Annotated in this window: 14 protein-coding genes; 9 read left to right on the top strand and 5 right to left on the bottom strand. The window is 60.8% G+C overall.

Going from position 1 to position 14,548, the window contains the following annotated elements:
- Window positions 1-131: 131 nt before the first annotated feature.
- A complete protein-coding gene (locus ACEN9A_RS13800; protein ID WP_258674034.1) occupies window positions 132-1,097 on the bottom strand; it encodes a LysR family transcriptional regulator in 966 nt (321 codons plus the stop codon).
- Window positions 1,098-1,392: 295 nt separating this feature from the next.
- On the opposite strand from ACEN9A_RS13800, the gene argH reads away from it, so the two are divergent.
- The 9 genes from argH (at window position 1,393) to ACEN9A_RS13755 (ending at window position 10,790) form a co-directional block, all read left to right on the top strand.
- Window positions 1,393-2,820 (top strand): argininosuccinate lyase, encoded by a 1,428-nt coding sequence (argH, locus tag ACEN9A_RS13795; RefSeq protein WP_138867517.1) that lies wholly within the window; start codon window positions 1,393-1,395, stop codon window positions 2,818-2,820.
- An 84-nt stretch (window positions 2,821-2,904) separates the two neighbouring features.
- On the top strand, window positions 2,905-3,783 hold the full coding sequence (locus tag ACEN9A_RS13790) for an amino acid ABC transporter permease (protein ID WP_105346141.1): 879 nt from the start codon (window positions 2,905-2,907) through the stop codon (window positions 3,781-3,783).
- Between the two features lie 10 nt (window positions 3,784-3,793).
- A complete protein-coding gene (locus ACEN9A_RS13785; RefSeq protein ID WP_018929141.1) occupies window positions 3,794-4,558 on the top strand; it encodes an amino acid ABC transporter ATP-binding protein in 765 nt (254 codons plus the stop codon).
- 39 nt (window positions 4,559-4,597) lie between these two features.
- Window positions 4,598-5,422 carry an ABC transporter substrate-binding protein gene (locus tag ACEN9A_RS13780; protein ID WP_258674033.1) on the top strand — a complete coding sequence of 275 codons (825 nt, stop codon included), beginning with the start codon at window positions 4,598-4,600 and terminating at the stop codon, window positions 5,420-5,422.
- 188 nt (window positions 5,423-5,610) lie between these two features.
- The gene (locus ACEN9A_RS13775) at window positions 5,611-6,459 is read left to right on the top strand and encodes a polysaccharide deacetylase family protein (RefSeq protein WP_258674031.1); all 849 of its coding nucleotides are present in this window, start codon (window positions 5,611-5,613) and stop codon (window positions 6,457-6,459) included.
- Window positions 6,452-7,339, top strand: a complete 888-nt coding sequence (locus tag ACEN9A_RS13770) for a polysaccharide deacetylase family protein (RefSeq protein ID WP_258674030.1) — start codon at window positions 6,452-6,454, stop codon at window positions 7,337-7,339. Before ACEN9A_RS13775 ends, ACEN9A_RS13770 begins: the two co-directional genes overlap by 8 nt.
- Window positions 7,336-8,700 carry an MmgE/PrpD family protein gene (locus ACEN9A_RS13765; protein WP_258674027.1) on the top strand — a complete coding sequence of 455 codons (1,365 nt, stop codon included), beginning with the start codon at window positions 7,336-7,338 and terminating at the stop codon, window positions 8,698-8,700. The genes ACEN9A_RS13770 and ACEN9A_RS13765 overlap by 4 nt, the downstream gene beginning before the upstream one ends.
- A gap of 55 nt (window positions 8,701-8,755) precedes the next feature.
- Window positions 8,756-9,934 carry an MFS transporter gene (locus ACEN9A_RS13760; protein WP_258674026.1) on the top strand — a complete coding sequence of 393 codons (1,179 nt, stop codon included), beginning with the start codon at window positions 8,756-8,758 and terminating at the stop codon, window positions 9,932-9,934.
- A 160-nt stretch (window positions 9,935-10,094) separates the two neighbouring features.
- The gene (locus ACEN9A_RS13755; protein WP_026345868.1) at window positions 10,095-10,790 is read left to right on the top strand and encodes an HPP family protein; all 696 of its coding nucleotides are present in this window, start codon (window positions 10,095-10,097) and stop codon (window positions 10,788-10,790) included.
- A 172-nt stretch (window positions 10,791-10,962) separates the two neighbouring features.
- On the opposite strand, the gene astA is transcribed toward ACEN9A_RS13755, so the two are convergent.
- From astA to ACEN9A_RS13735, 4 genes are all read right to left on the bottom strand, one after another.
- Window positions 10,963-11,997, bottom strand: a complete 1,035-nt coding sequence (gene astA, locus ACEN9A_RS13750; protein ID WP_258674025.1) for an arginine N-succinyltransferase — start codon at window positions 11,995-11,997, stop codon at window positions 10,963-10,965.
- A complete protein-coding gene (gene ctlX / locus ACEN9A_RS13745) occupies window positions 11,994-12,950 on the bottom strand; it encodes a citrulline utilization hydrolase CtlX (protein WP_258674024.1) in 957 nt (318 codons plus the stop codon). The genes astA and ctlX overlap by 4 nt, the downstream gene beginning before the upstream one ends.
- 336 nt (window positions 12,951-13,286) lie before the next feature.
- Window positions 13,287-13,766, bottom strand: a complete 480-nt coding sequence (locus tag ACEN9A_RS13740; RefSeq protein WP_007939680.1) for an Lrp/AsnC family transcriptional regulator — start codon at window positions 13,764-13,766, stop codon at window positions 13,287-13,289.
- 12 nt (window positions 13,767-13,778) lie between these two features.
- A complete protein-coding gene (locus tag ACEN9A_RS13735; RefSeq protein WP_007939681.1) occupies window positions 13,779-14,540 on the bottom strand; it encodes an ABC transporter ATP-binding protein in 762 nt (253 codons plus the stop codon).
- Window positions 14,541-14,548 lie beyond the last annotated feature (8 nt).

The raw sequence follows: 14,548 nt of genomic DNA, 5'->3' as shown, positions 1-14,548 counted from the left end.
GGCTGCGATCTTTTGATGGTTTCGATGTTGCTGAAGAGCAAGATCAAAGATCGCAGCCTGCAGTAGCTCCTGCGTATCCATGTATTGTCCGTTAGTTACTGTTAACCACACTTGAACGCCTACGTTTGAGGTTAAACCGGCGCCTTCAAATCCACCCCCAGCGCCTGGGCAAACGCCTTCACCAACGGACTGCGCACAGTGTTGTGGCGCAGGATCAGATTGAACGGCGTGACGATGTTGATCAGGTCCGGACGCACCGCCCGAAACTCTCCCTGAGCCACCAGGTTTGCCGCGTAATGCTCGGGCAGAAAACCGACGAAACGGCCGGTCTTGACCAGCAGCGCCACGGCTTCCACTTGAGTCGCCGAGGCGGAAAAGCTGTCGTAGCGGGCAAAATTCAGTTTGTCCCGATGGATCGCGTAGCGGTGGTTGATGCACTCGTAATCCTGCAGCACATTGCCGCCCATGTCCGCCTCCGGCACCGAGAACAGTGGATGACCGACAGCGCAATACACGTACGAGCGTTCTTCATAAAGCGGGAAGTAATCGAACTCTTCTCTTTTTTGATAAACCGGCACGATCCCGGCCACTAACCGCCCCTCGACCACGCCTCTTTCCACCTCATCTAACTGCGATGCCTGAAGTTGAAATCTTACTTTCGGCGACTCTTCATTTATTCTTCTAAGCGCCGCAACTAACGGAGAATTGGAGTCCGTAATCGTATTATCAATGACGCCCACCCCAAGGTCGCCAATAAGTTCATTCTGCGCTGAACTAAGCCGGTCTCTAAAGTTGTCGACCGAGGCAAATAAATCGATCGAGGCCTGATACACCAGACGCCCTTCTTCGGTCAGGTGAAACCCCTCCCGCCCCCGCGTACACAGGCGCATGCCAATACGAATCTCAAGGTCGGAAATCTGTTTGCTGATGGCCGCCAAGCCCACATTCAGCTCATTCTGCGCCGCACTGAAGCCGCCGGCCTCGACCACGGCCTTGAATACTTTGAGCAGTTTGAAGTCCAGGCCGCTGAGGGCCAGCGGCGCCCGATGTACCGTTTTTAGCGGCGGGTTTCCGGAACTGGAAAGTGGGGTTTCCATAATGCTTATTTACCTCTGGCGCCCTATTCAACAACCTGTGTCCAACAACAAAAACAGTGCTGGCTAATAATAATGAACACAGAAAACAAGGCTTGGCAACCGTTAATAAATCCCGCCAATCAGTGCCAACTCACTGATTTCGAACTATTAAAAGCTGACACTTCGATCAGCTCTCGCCCTTTAGCAACTGCCCTCTTGAACACTGCTTGGCCATGACCACACCCGAATAATTTCCGGAAGTGTTTCAGGCTCTGCACACCGATATCAGTTCGCGTTACCGACGAGGAAAACAACAATGTCTCAAACCACCGACCGTCTCTGGGGTGCCCGCTTCAAGAGCGGCCCGTCCGAAGCCCTGGCGGCCCTGTCCCGTTGCCCCGAGCGCTACTTTCGCCTGACCCCGTACGACCTCGCCGGTTCCAAGGCGCATGCCCGGGAATTGCAGCGCGCCGGTCTTCTGAGTGAGCAGGAAACCCAGACCATGCTCGACGCCCTGCAGCGCATCGGTGATGACTTCCGTGCAGGCAGCATCGCGCCGACCCTGGACGACGAAGACGTGCATACCTTCATCGAGCGCCTGCTGACCGAACGCCTCGGCGCACTGGGCGGCAAGCTGCGCGCAGGCCGTTCGCGCAACGACCAGACCGCCAACGACCTGCGGCTATTCCTGCGTGATCACGTCCGTACTTTGGCCGTTGAAGTGCTGGCCTTGCAGCAAGCGCTGGTGGAGCAGGCCGAGCAACACGTCGAAAGCATCTGCCCGGGCTTCACTCACCTGCAACAGGCCCAGCCGATCGTCTTCGCTCATCACTTGCTGGCCCACGCCCAATCGATGCTGCGCGACGTGCAGCGTCTGGTGGACTGGGACGCGCGCACCTCGCTGTCGCCACTGGGTGCGGCGGCCATGGCCGGTTCCGCCATCGCTCGCCTGCCCCAGCAGTCGGCCAAGGAAATGGGCTACAGCGGCGTGTGCGAAAACTCCATCGACGCCGTGGCCAGCCGCGATCACGTCGCCGAATTCCTGTTTATCGCCAGCATGCTCGGGATCAACATTTCCCGCCTCGCCGAAGAATTCTGCCTGTGGTCGTCGCGGCAATTTCGCTGGGTCGCTTTGGACGATGCCTACGCCACCGGCAGTTCGATCATGCCGCAGAAGAAAAACCCGGACATCGCCGAACTGGCCCGGGGCAAGGCTGGCCGCTTGATCGGCAACCTGACCGGCCTGCTCTCGACGCTGAAATCCCTGCCGCTGTCCTACAACCGTGACTTGAGCGAAGACAAGAACGGCGTGCTCGACAGCGTCGACACCCTGCTGCTGGTGCTGCCGGCCATGGCCGGGATGGTCGCGACCATGAAGGTCAACGTCGAAGAACTGCGCCGTCAGGCACCGCTGGGTTTCACCCTTGCCACCGAAGTCGCCGACTGGTTGGCGATGCGCGGTGTGCCGTTCAAGGAAGCTCATGAAATCACCGGCGCATTGGTCCAGGCCTGTGAGAAACACGACATCGAACTGTGGGAAGCCTCACCGGCGCTGCTGGCCGAGATCGATCCGCGTCTGACGCCTGAGGTGCGCGACAGCCTGACCCTCGAAGCCGCCATCGCTGCCCGCAGTGGCTGGGGCGGTACCGCGCCGCAACAGGTGCGCGAGCAGATCGGCCGACTGAAAACCGCCCTTGTCGCGCAGCAAGAGTGGACCGAGAACTATCAGGGCTTCCGTCTCTGATCCAGGGCGAAAACCCTGCGCGAGCGCTGCAACTGAAAAACCACACACGCCGCCCGTATCGAGGGCGGCGTACGGAGAACCAACATGAGCCAGACACAGGCAGAACGACTCCAGGCGGAGCGCAAACTGGCGGAAAACCAGTTCGATATCACCCAGTACCAACACGTGCCACGGCGCTACTACGGGCGGATTTTTTTCGCCACCGTCATCGTGATCGCGATTATCGGCCTGGTACGAGCCTTCGCCGAAGGCAAGATCGAATGGTCGTACATCGGCCAGTTCCTCACTTCGCAAGCGATCATGTGGGGCTTGCTCAACACCATCGTCATGGCGGTGCTGGCGATGGCGCTGGGCATTGTCTTCGGGGTGATCACGGCGATCATGCGCATGTCGGCCAACCCGATCCTGCGCTATGTGGCGCTGACCTACACCTGGCTGTTCCGTGGCACGCCGCTGATCCTGCAGCTGTTGCTGTGGTTCAACCTGGCGCTGATCTTCCCCACCATCGGCATTCCCGGCCTGTTCGAAATGGACACCGTGAGCCTGATGACGCCCTTCGTAGCCGCCCTCCTCGGCTTGAGCATCAACCAGGGCGCCTATACCGCCGAAGTGGTGCGTGCCGGCCTGTTGTCGGTGGACACCGGCCAGTACGAAGCCGCCAAGTCGATCGGCATGCCGCGCCTGCAAGCCCTGCGCCGGATCATCCTGCCCCAGGCCATGCGGATCATCATTCCGCCGGTCGGTAACGAATTCATCGGCATGGTGAAAATGACCTCCCTGGCGAGCGTCATCCAGTACTCCGAACTGCTCTACAACGCGCAGAACATCTACTACGCCAACGCCCGTGTGATGGAGCTGCTGATCGTTGCGGGTATCTGGTACCTGGCCACGGTCACCGTGCTGTCCTTTGGTCAAAGCCGTCTGGAGCGTCGTTTCGCTCGCGGCGCCGGCAAGCGTTCTTGAGGAGCCCAACATGAGAAGCATCGTCAAGGCCGTGAGCCTGAACAAGTATTACGACCATTTCCACGCGCTCAAGGACATCAACATCGAGGTCGAGCAAGGTGAAGTGCTGTGCATCATCGGCCCGTCCGGCTCCGGCAAAAGCACCCTGCTGCGTTGCGTGAATCAGCTGGAAAAAATCGACAAGGGCGGCCTGTGGGTCGACGGCGAACTGGTGGGTTACCGGATCGTCGGCAACAAACTGCACGAGCTCAACGAGTCGCAGATCGCCCGTCAGCGCCTGGCCACCGGCATGGTGTTCCAGCGTTTCAACCTGTTCCCGCACATGACTGTACTGCAAAACATCATCGAAGGGCCGTGCCAGGTGCTCAAGCGTTCGCCCAAAGAGGCGCACGAAGAAGCCGTGGAACTGCTCGCTCGCGTCGGCCTGGCCGACAAGCGCAACAGCTACCCGATCGAACTGTCGGGTGGTCAGCAACAACGTGTCGCCATTGCCCGTGCATTGGCCATGCGCCCCAAGCTGATGCTGTTCGATGAACCCACTTCGGCACTCGACCCGGAACTGGTCGGAGAGGTGCTGTCGGTGATGCGCGATCTGGCGCAAACCGGCATGACCATGATCGTCGTCACCCATGAACTGGGCTTCGCTCGCGAGGTTTCCAACCGCATGGTGTTCATGGACGGCGGGCAGATCGTGGAGGCTGGAAGCCCCGAAGAAATACTAATAAGTCCGCAAAACCCACGCACCCAAAGCTTCATTTCTGCCGTTCGAACCTAAGCGCTCTTTGGCGCTCACAACACTCATAAGAGAACGACCATGAAGAACCTAGTAATCCCAGCAGTACTTGCCAGCGTCCTGGCATCCGGTTTCGCCTTCGCTGCCGAGTTGCCGGCCAGCATCAAGGACAAGGGCGAGGTCGTTGTTGCGATCATGCCGAACTACCCGCCGATGGATTTCAAGGACCCGGCCACCAACACCCTCACCGGCCTTGACTATGACCTGGGCAACGCCCTGGCCGAACGTCTGGGCGTGAAGATCAAATGGCAGGAAACCGGCTTCGAGCAAATGATCAACGCGCTCACGACCGACCGCGTAGACATGGTGCTGTCGGGCATGACCGACACCGCCGAGCGTCAGGCCAGCGTGACCTTCGTCGATTACTTCACCAGTGGCCCGCAGTTCTACACCTTGCAGAAAAACAAGGACACCAACGAGATCGTCGACCTGTGCGGCAAGAAAGTCGGCACCAGCCGCCGTACCACCTTCCCGGCGGAAATCGCCGAGTGGAGCAAGGCCAACTGCGAAGCCGCCGGCAAACCCGCGATCAACGTAATCGGCACCGAGGGCTCGGCCGACGCCCGTGCGCAATTGCGTCAGAGCCGTATCGACGCGGCCATGCAGGGCAGCGAAACCCTGCCGTACCTCAAGACCCAGGAAAAGGACATGTACAAAACCGTGGGCCTGCCGATCTCCAAGCAGTTCTCGGGCATGGGTGTGAGCAAGAAAAAACCTGAGCTGAGCGAAGCGGTGAAAGTCGCGTTGCAAAGCATGATCGATGACGGCAGCTACCAGGCAATCCTGAAGAAATGGGACCTGGAACTGGGCGCGATCAAGACCGTGACCATCAACGCCGGGAAATAACACGGTTCGTAGCAGCTGCCGAGCCTGCGAGGCTGCGTTCGGCGGCGCAGCCGTCGTAAACCCTGCACGCGAGGTTTTCCTGAAACACCGCGTAGTTTGAATTCACGACGGCTGCGCCGCCGAACGCAGCCTCGCGGGCTCGGCAGCTGCTACGGGTGTTTCAACTATTAATTCTGGAGCGCCATACGATGTCCTCCTCGCTGCAACCCACCTGGCCCGACCAGCACAAGGCCTGCCTCGCCCTGGCCTTCGACCTCGATGGCCCCACCGGCGATGCCATGCTTAACGGCTCGATCTGGCGCAAGCCCGAGTATTTCGGTTTCGGCGGTTACGGCCCCTATCGGGCGCTGCCACGGATTCTCGATCTGCTGGATGAGTTCCGCATCCCGACCACGTTTTTCGTCCCGGCCTGGGTCGTGGAGAACTGGCCGAAACAGTGCCAGGCGATTGTCGAGCGCGGGCATGAGGTGGCCTATCACGGCTACAAACACGAATCTTTTTACGCCCTGACGCTGGAGCAGCAGAAGGATGTGATGCACAAATCCCGCGAGGTGTTCTGGAAGTACCTGAACATCCGCGCTGAAGGCTTCCGCACACCGTCCGGCGACTGGCGGGCCGAAACGCCGGCCATGCTGGTGGAAGCCGGCGTGACCTATTCCAGCAGCATGCGCGGCGATGACCGGCCCTACCTGGTCAAGGTGCCGGGCTTCGATACACCACTGGTGGAAATCCCCGGCCGCTGGGAAATGGACGACTACGCCTCCCTCGCCTACACCCGCGCACCGGACTTCCCTTCCGGGCTGGACCGCACCGCCAGCTACGAACTGACCCTCGATAACTGGTGCCGCGAGTTCGATGGCGCCATGGCTGAAGGGCTGTGCCTGACCACCCTGTTCCACCCCAAGATCACCGGCAAACCGGGGCGCATCCTGTTACTGGAAAAACTCTTCGAACACATGCGCCAGCGCGACGACGTGTGGTTCGCCACCTGCCGCGACGTCGCCCACTGGTGGCTGAAGGAGCATCACCATGGCTGATTCCATTGTCTGGCCCAACGGCTACCGCTGCGCCGTGGTGCTGACCGTCGATTACAACGACATCCACGGCATCCTCACCCAGGCGCCGGAAGTCGCCGGGCGCGACAAGACCTTGTCGGTGTGGCGCTACGGCACCCAGCGCGGGGTCGAGCGTTTGCTTGGCGTGTTCGCAGAACTGGGGGTTTCCAGCAGCTGGTTCGTGCCCGGCATCGTTGCCGAGGAAAACCCGCAACACCTCCGGGCGATCCAGGCCGGCGGGCACGAGATTGCCTGCGCCGGCTACCGCCATCAGCACTACGATAACCTGACTCTGGCCGAGCAAAACGCCGAGATCGCCAAGGGCTGCGCGGCCTTGAGCGCGCTGACCGGTCAGCGTCCGACAGGCTTTCGCATTCCGGCTGGCAATGGCGCACCGGGCTTCATCGAGGCGTTGCGCGAGCACGGTATCCGTTGGTCCTCGTCATGGCGCGGCGATGATTTGCCCTTCGCGCATCCGACGGCTCCCGAGGTGATCGAACTGCCGTTGCACTACGAACTGGAAGACGAACCCTATTTCGCCTTCAACCTGAGCCCGGCGGTGCCACCGGCGCAATCGCGCATCGCCTCCTACAGCCACACCCTTGGCAATCTGAAGATGGATTTCGCCGGGTTTCACCGGTTCGGCTTGTGTTACGTGCTGCGGCTGCACCCGGAAATCATCGCCACACCGGGACGGATCGGTGTGTTGCGCGAATTACTGCGAAGCATTCAGCAGCACGATGACGTGTGGATCGCCACCGGTGCCGAAGTGGCTCAGTGGTGGGCAGAGTCGGCAGCGCCGGTGACCGAGGATCACCCGGCCGCTGTGTACGAGCGTCATTATCGGGATTACGGCGTATGAAAGATCAGGATGGGGTTAAGCGAATGGCGCGGTTGGCGCAGTTCTGCGTCGATACCCGTTTCGAAGATTTACCCGTCGCGTTGGTGGAGCAAGCCAAGCGACACATTCTCGACACCTTCGGCGCAGCCCTGGCCGGAGCCGGCAGCGATGTCGCGAAACAGGCGCGTCAGGTGTTCAAGGGGGAAGCCGGCAGCACGTTGGTCTGGGGCGCCGGTCAGCGAGTCGGCGCGGCGCAAGCCGCCATGCTCAACGGCATCGCCGCGCATGCCCTGGAGCTGGACGATACCGGCGGCTGCGACCATTCCGGCGCGGTGGTGCTGCCGGCGGTGATGGCGGCGCTGTCGATGTCAACGAAGCCAGTAGACGGCCGCGAACTGATCACTGCCGTGGTGATCGGCTACGAAATCGGCCGTAGGGTGCTCGAAGCCTGCGGCAGTTACTCGGCCCATAACGGCGCCGGTTGGCACTCCACGGCGACGTGCGGAGTGTTTGGCGCGGCGGCGGCCAGTGCACGGATTCTGGGGCTGGATGCACAACAAACCTTGTCGGCACTGGGCATCGCCGGCAGCTTCAGCAGTGGTCTGTGGGCGTTTATCCATGACGGTTCGCAAAGCAAAAGACTCCACAGCGGACGCGCCGCCGAAGGTGGATTGCTGGCCGCGCGGTTTGCTCAACAAGGCATCACCGGCCCGACAAAACTGTTCGATGACGTCTGGGGCGGTTTCCTCAAGACTCTCGCGGCGGACACTGCCGTGCCCGAGGCGTTGGACGCCGAACTGGGCCACGTATGGAAACTCGCCCGCTGCTCGATCAAGCCCTATGCGGCATGCCGGGGGACGCATTCGGCGATCGACGCATTGGGCTTGTTGCTCGATCAATTGCAGATCAGCGCCGAGCAGGTCGAGGACGTACAGGTGTCGCTGTGCGGATTCCTTCAGGACATGTGCGGTGGCCAGGACGTCAGCACGTTGCCGGCGGCGCAGATGAGCCTGCGTTATGCCCTGGCGGCCCGGCTGAACCACGGTCATTGCCGATTGGAAGCCTATGACGAAGAACAGCGCCGCCACCCACGGATTGCACACTGGATGTCGCGTATTCGCCTTGAAGTCGACCCGCATCTGTCCGAGGATGGCGAGCCTGTCGTCAGCGTGCGGACCGTGGACGGTCGGCAAGCGAGCCTGTGCGTTGAGGTGCCGTTGGGGGCGCCGGGCAATCCGCTGAGCGATGCGGCGCTGGAGGAGAAATTCTTCAGCCTGGCCGGGCGGGTGATACCGCGACAGCAGGCCAGTCAACTGCTGGAACAGTTGTGGCGACTGGAAGAGCTGGAGTCGGTTCGGGCGCTTGATCGGTGGCTGAGTTGAGTCTGGCGTTGCGCGCCAAACACCACAGAATCTGAATAAGGACATTTGCCCCACCGTGGCCACTTACTCCCTCGTTATCCGCCGGCTGATGATCTGCTCGCTGACCATCGTCGTCAGTCGCGCCATCACCAGCCCGTTGCTCACGCTGTTCCTGAGCACCAAGCTCGGCCTCAACCAACAGGACGTCGGCCTGCTGCTCGGGATTGCGGTGTTCATCGCCACCCTGCTTGCGCTCTATGGTGGTTACATCATCGATCGCCTCGAAAAGCGTCGGCTGCTGATCCTGGCCATGCTCTCCAGTGCCATCGGCTTCGTGCTGCTGACCTTTGCCGAAAACCTCTACCTGACCACCGCGACCCTGGTGATCACCGAAACCGCCTCGGCGCTGTTTCTGATCGGCTCCAAGGCGATCCTCAGCGAAAACCTGCCCATGGGTCAGCGCGCCAAGGCTTTTTCGCTGCGCTACACCCTGACCAACATCGGCTACGCCACCGGCCCGATGCTCGGTGTGGTGATCGCCGGCGTGTACCCGATTGCCCCGTTCCTGATCGCCGGCGGCATCGCGTTCTTCAGCATTTTCCTGATGAGCGGCATTCCCAAGGACCCGGCCCAGACACCCGCCATCGGCCAGCCCCAAAGCTTTCTCAAAACCCTGGTCACCCTGAAAAACGACCGCACGCTGATCATGTTCACCTGCGGCTGCCTGCTCAGCACCGTGGTCCACGGTCGTTTTACCTTGTACCTGTCGCAATACCTGCTGGTGACCCACGACGCCAAACGAGCGCTGGAAACCATGGCCGCCCTGCTCGCCTGCAACGCCATCAGCGTGATCCTGCTGCAATACCAGATCGGCCGGTTTCTCAAACGCGAACAACTGCGTTACTGGATTGTCGGCGGCAGCAGCCTGTTCATCCTCGGCTTGATCGGTTTCAGCCTGGCCGACGGCCTGGTGAGTTGGTGCATCGCGATGTTCATTTTCACCCTCGGCGAAATGATCATTTACCCGGCCGAATTCCTCTTCGTCGACACCCTGGCCCCGGAAGAACTGCGCGGCAGCTACTATGGCGCGCAGAACCTCGCAGCCCTCGGTGGTGCGCTGAGCCCGGTGATCTGCGGCTTCCTGCTGATGCACACGCCCGCGCCCACCATGTTCTACGCCCTGAGCGCGTTGACGGCGATGGGCGGCTTTCTCTGTTTCATGAGCGGTCGACGCGTCGCGATGCTGCAAAAATAATGCATTGAAGCTGCATTAATATGAATTTGTCAGCATCGGTAATGACCGGCACACTGTGCGCCGTTCCTCCCCCAATAGTTGGAACCACTTCAAGGGCTTTCCGGGTATCCGGACAAGCCTTTTTTTTGCCCTGGTTTTTGTCAAAGGATCGATGTTCGTCATGCTCGCTCACTGGTTGCCCGCCGCCATCAACACCCGCCCCTCCGAATGGAGCCGTGCCGCCATCGGCATGGCCATGGGGACGATGTTCAGTGTCTGGTTGTGCGGCCAGGTGTTCGGCATCGATGTGGCGCTGCATCTGATAGGTCCGTTGGGCGCGTCGGCGGTATTACTGTTCGCCGTGTCCTCGGGTGCGCTGGCCCAGCCGTGGTCGATTCTTGGCGGTTACCTCTGCGCGGGGGTGATCTCGCTGCTGGTCGCTCACGTACTCGGCCGCACCCTCGCCAGCGCCTGCCTGGCGGCGGGCATGGCGCTGATTCTGATGTGCTGGCTGCGTTGCCTGCACCCACCCGCCGGGGCGCTGGCGCTGCTGATGGTGCTGGCAGACCCGGCGACCATCGCCATGGACTGGAAAGCCCTCGGCCCGGTGATGCTCAGCGGCTCGACGATGCTGCTCAGCGCGTTGGCGTACAACAACTTCACGCGCATTCGTTACCCCAAGCGTCCCGCCGAACCGGCACCGCTAATGCCCGCGGCCGACAGCCAGGCGATCACCGCCGAAGATCTGCGACGCGCACTCGCCGACATGGAGGCCTTCTACGACGTCACCCCTGAAGACCTCGAGCAGTTGATTCATGCCAGTGAATTGCATGCCAAGCGGCGCAGTATCGGTGAAGTGCTGAGCAGCAGAGTCTGAAACACTCACATTCTGTGGCGAGGGGGCTTGCCCCCGCTGGGCTGCGAAGCGGCCCCAAAACCTGCTATCGGTTTTCCTTAGTAATACCGAGATCACTGAATCTGCGACTGCTGCGCAGTCGAACGGGGGCAAGCCCCCTCGCCACAAATTCAAGGTCGCTTCAAAAACCGTGTCAGGCCGCCGACTGCTGCCGCGCCGGCACCGCCAGGCTCACTGCGCGCACCGAAGCTCCGGCACTCAAGCCCAATGTCTTCGCCGTCTGCGCATCGACAATCAAGGTGCCAGCAGCGACTCGCGCCGGGGCTGCGGTAATCCGGCATTCGGCAAACTGGCGGTTGTGAATCAGGTACGTCGCTGCGTGTTCTCCGGGGGGGCCGATACTCAGTTGCAACACCTGGCTGTCGCGCACCGCACGGATGTCGCCGGTGGCGCATTCGATCAGCGGCCCGCCATCAAAGATGTCGATGTAATCCCGATGCTCAAAGCCTTCAGCCTTGAGCATGCCCAGCGCCGGTTCGGTGTTGGGATGGACGCGGCCGATGACCGCGCGTGCCGCTTCAGGCAACAGGCAGGTCGGCAGTGGAAACTTGGGCATCAGTTCGGCGATGAAGGTTTTGTTGCCAAGGCCCGTTAGGTAGTCGGCGTCGGCGAAATTCATCTTGAAGAAATGTCGGCCCAAACCTTCCCAGAACGGTGAGACGCCCTCTTCGTCCGAATAACCGCGCATCTCCGCGATTACTTTTTCACCGAAGTGCTGACGGAACTCCGCCAGAAACAGGAAGCGAGCCTTGGACAGCAAGCGGCCATTCAGACCGCTGCGGTGATCGGCGTGCAAAAACAGTGAACACAATTCCGAGTGGCCGGTCATGTCGTTGCCAAGGAACAACGTCGGCAGTTGCTGATTGATCCCGAGGTTTTTCGACGCGGCGACAAACAGGCCCAGTCGATAGTTGTACCAGGGCTCACGCAGGCCGACAGCGCCCGCCAAGGCACAAATACCGACCGCTTGCTGCTGGTCGTTCTCCAGCACAAACAGGTAGTCGGCATCCGCACGTTCTGCCTCGCCGGCGAAGGTTTTCGCCGCCCACTCCAGGCGATGACTCAAGCGCGACGCATCGGCCGGCAACGTGGTCAAACCGGTCCCGGCACTATGAGCCAGGGCCAACAGTGCCGGCAAATCTGCCGGTGTTGCAGGACGGACGATCATCGCACTTGCTCCTGGGCAGCGTTCGGCTGACGTTCAGATTGACGTTTGGATAGAAAGACTTCGGCCAACATGCAGCGAGCGCTACCGCCGCCGATGCGTTCGATGGTGTCGATGTTCACCGGCAGCGGCGTGACGTGGGTTTCGATCAAGCGGCGTTGATCGGCATCCAGCGATTTCCAGGCGGTGCGTGACATCACCAGTAAGGGTTCGCCCGCGGCGTTGTGGACTTCCAGCATGTTGCCGGCGAACGACTCCAGTTGCGCCCAGTCCAGGGCAATCACCTTTTTACCGCTGTCTTCCAGCCGTGAGCGCAGCGCCAGGCGTTCTGCCGGGTTAGTGACAGAGGCCAGGCATGCAATGGCCAGCCGAGTACCGACACTCATCATCACGTTGGTGTGATAAATCGGCACACCCTGGCGGTCCACCGCATTGAAGGCGCACAACTCGTAACCCAAATGGTCGACCAGTTGGTCCAGCGCCCGAGCGTGAGTACGGGTGGAATAGCCGGCGTAACAAATCCGCTGCTCGCGATCCAGCACCATGCTGCCGGTGCCCTCGAGGAACACTTCCTGCTGTTCCAGGCTGGAAAGGTCCAGCATCTGCTCGACCCGGTACTCGTCCCGCAACCAGTCGAGCACGCCTTTGTCACGCTCCAGACGGCGGTTGTGGCCCTGCATCGGGTACAGCACCAACGTGCCGTCGGGATGACTGCTCCACCAATTGTTGGGGAATATCGAATCGGGGGTATGCGGCGCTTCGCGGTCGTTGTGCACCAAGACTTCGACGCCGTGGCTGCGCAGCGCGGCGACGTAGCCATCGAACTCTTGCAAGGCCTTGAGCTGCACGTCCTCGGACACATCGGCCGGGCGCTGGAAACGGTTGTTCGCCGCCGTGTCCTGATTGAACGAGAAACGTGTCGGGCGAATCATCAAAACGGTATTGGTGGTTTGCATGGGCACAGATTCAATGAGGGTTGAGAGGCACTCATTGTCTGTTTCGGCGGCGGAAAAACCCGGTTGTTAAGGGCCGGCGATGTGATGAAAATGGCTGAAAAACGTGGTTGGGTCAGCCGATTCGGCGAGGGCCGAAATCAAAATATCGCAGCCCCAAAATTGCGGTAAACACGGTCCCCGTAGCAGCTGCCGAGCCTGCGAGGCTGCGTTCGGCGGCGAAGCCGTCGTGAAGTCAGGCTATGCGGTGTTTCAGGAGAACCGCGTATACAGGATTTACGACGGCTTCGCCGCCGAACGCAGCCTCGCGGGCTCGGCAGCTGCTACGGGGCTACGGGGTTATTCCATCGTGGTCTTGACCATCGCCAGTTCCGGATGGCTGACCAGCTTATCAATGTGCAATTCCGGGTCGTCGAACCAGACTTCAGTCAGCACCCGGTAATGTTCCATGTCCCGGCAACGCATGCGCAGGCTGTAGTCGAACGCGCCGCTGATCAAGCGGCATTCCAGCACCTGCGGACAACCACGGACCTTGGCCTCAAAAGCCTTTTGCGCCGCCCGCCCGCTCTGGTTCGACAACGCAACCAACACCAGCAACGACAACCCCGGTGTCAGTTTCTTTTCATCGAGAATCGCGCCGTAGCCACGGATAACCCCGAGCTGTTCGAGCTTGCGCACCCGTTCCAGGCACGGCCTGGGCGTCAGGTGCACGCGCTCGGACAGCTTTTGATAAGTGATGCGCCCTTCGTGGCGCAGCACTTCGATGATGGCCTGATCAATACGATCAAGCACAATCGACATATCACGGATATCCGCCATGTACGTCTTGCCTCACTTCAAACGACCCGATAGAAATTGCTGTAACCGTTCACTCTTTGGCTGGTCGAGGATGGTTGCATCACCTTGCTCCTCGACCCGCCCTTGATGCAAGAACAACACCTGGCTGGACACTTGCCGGGCAAAGCCCATTTCGTGGGTCACCATCAACATGGTCCGCCCCTCTTCGGCCAGCGCCTGAATCACCTTCAACACCTCGCCTACCAGCTCCGGATCGAGGGCCGAGGTCGGCTCGTCGAACAACAGAATCTCCGGCTCCACCGCCAATGCCCGGGCAATCGCGACGCGCTGTTGCTGTCCGCCGGACAGGAACGCCGGGTATTGATCGGCCACCCGTTGCGGCAAACCGACCTTGTCCAGATACGCCCGAGCGCTGTCTTCGGCTGCCTTGCGGCTGACACCCAGCACCCGACACGGCGCCAGTATGATGTTTTCCAGTACGGTCAGATGGCTCCACAGATTGAAATGCTGGAACACCATCGCCAGGCGTGTGCGCAGGCGCTGCAACTGCGCCGGGTTGGCGACGCGCATGCCGCCCGCGCCCGGGCGAGTGATGATGCGCTCGCCTTCCAGCACGATGGCGCCTTCGTCCGCCCGCTCCAGAAAGTTGATGCAGCGCAGCATGGTGCTTTTACCCGAGCCGCTGGCGCCGATCATGCTGACCACATCGCCAGCCCGTGCGTTCAACGAGACGCCCTTGAGCACTTCATTGTCACCAAAACGTTTGTACAGATTTTCAACCGTGAGTTTGTACATGCATAAGT

This window comes from Pseudomonas sp. Pseusp18, assembly GCF_059506005.1.
This window is presented reverse-complemented; position numbering and strand designations above follow the sequence as displayed.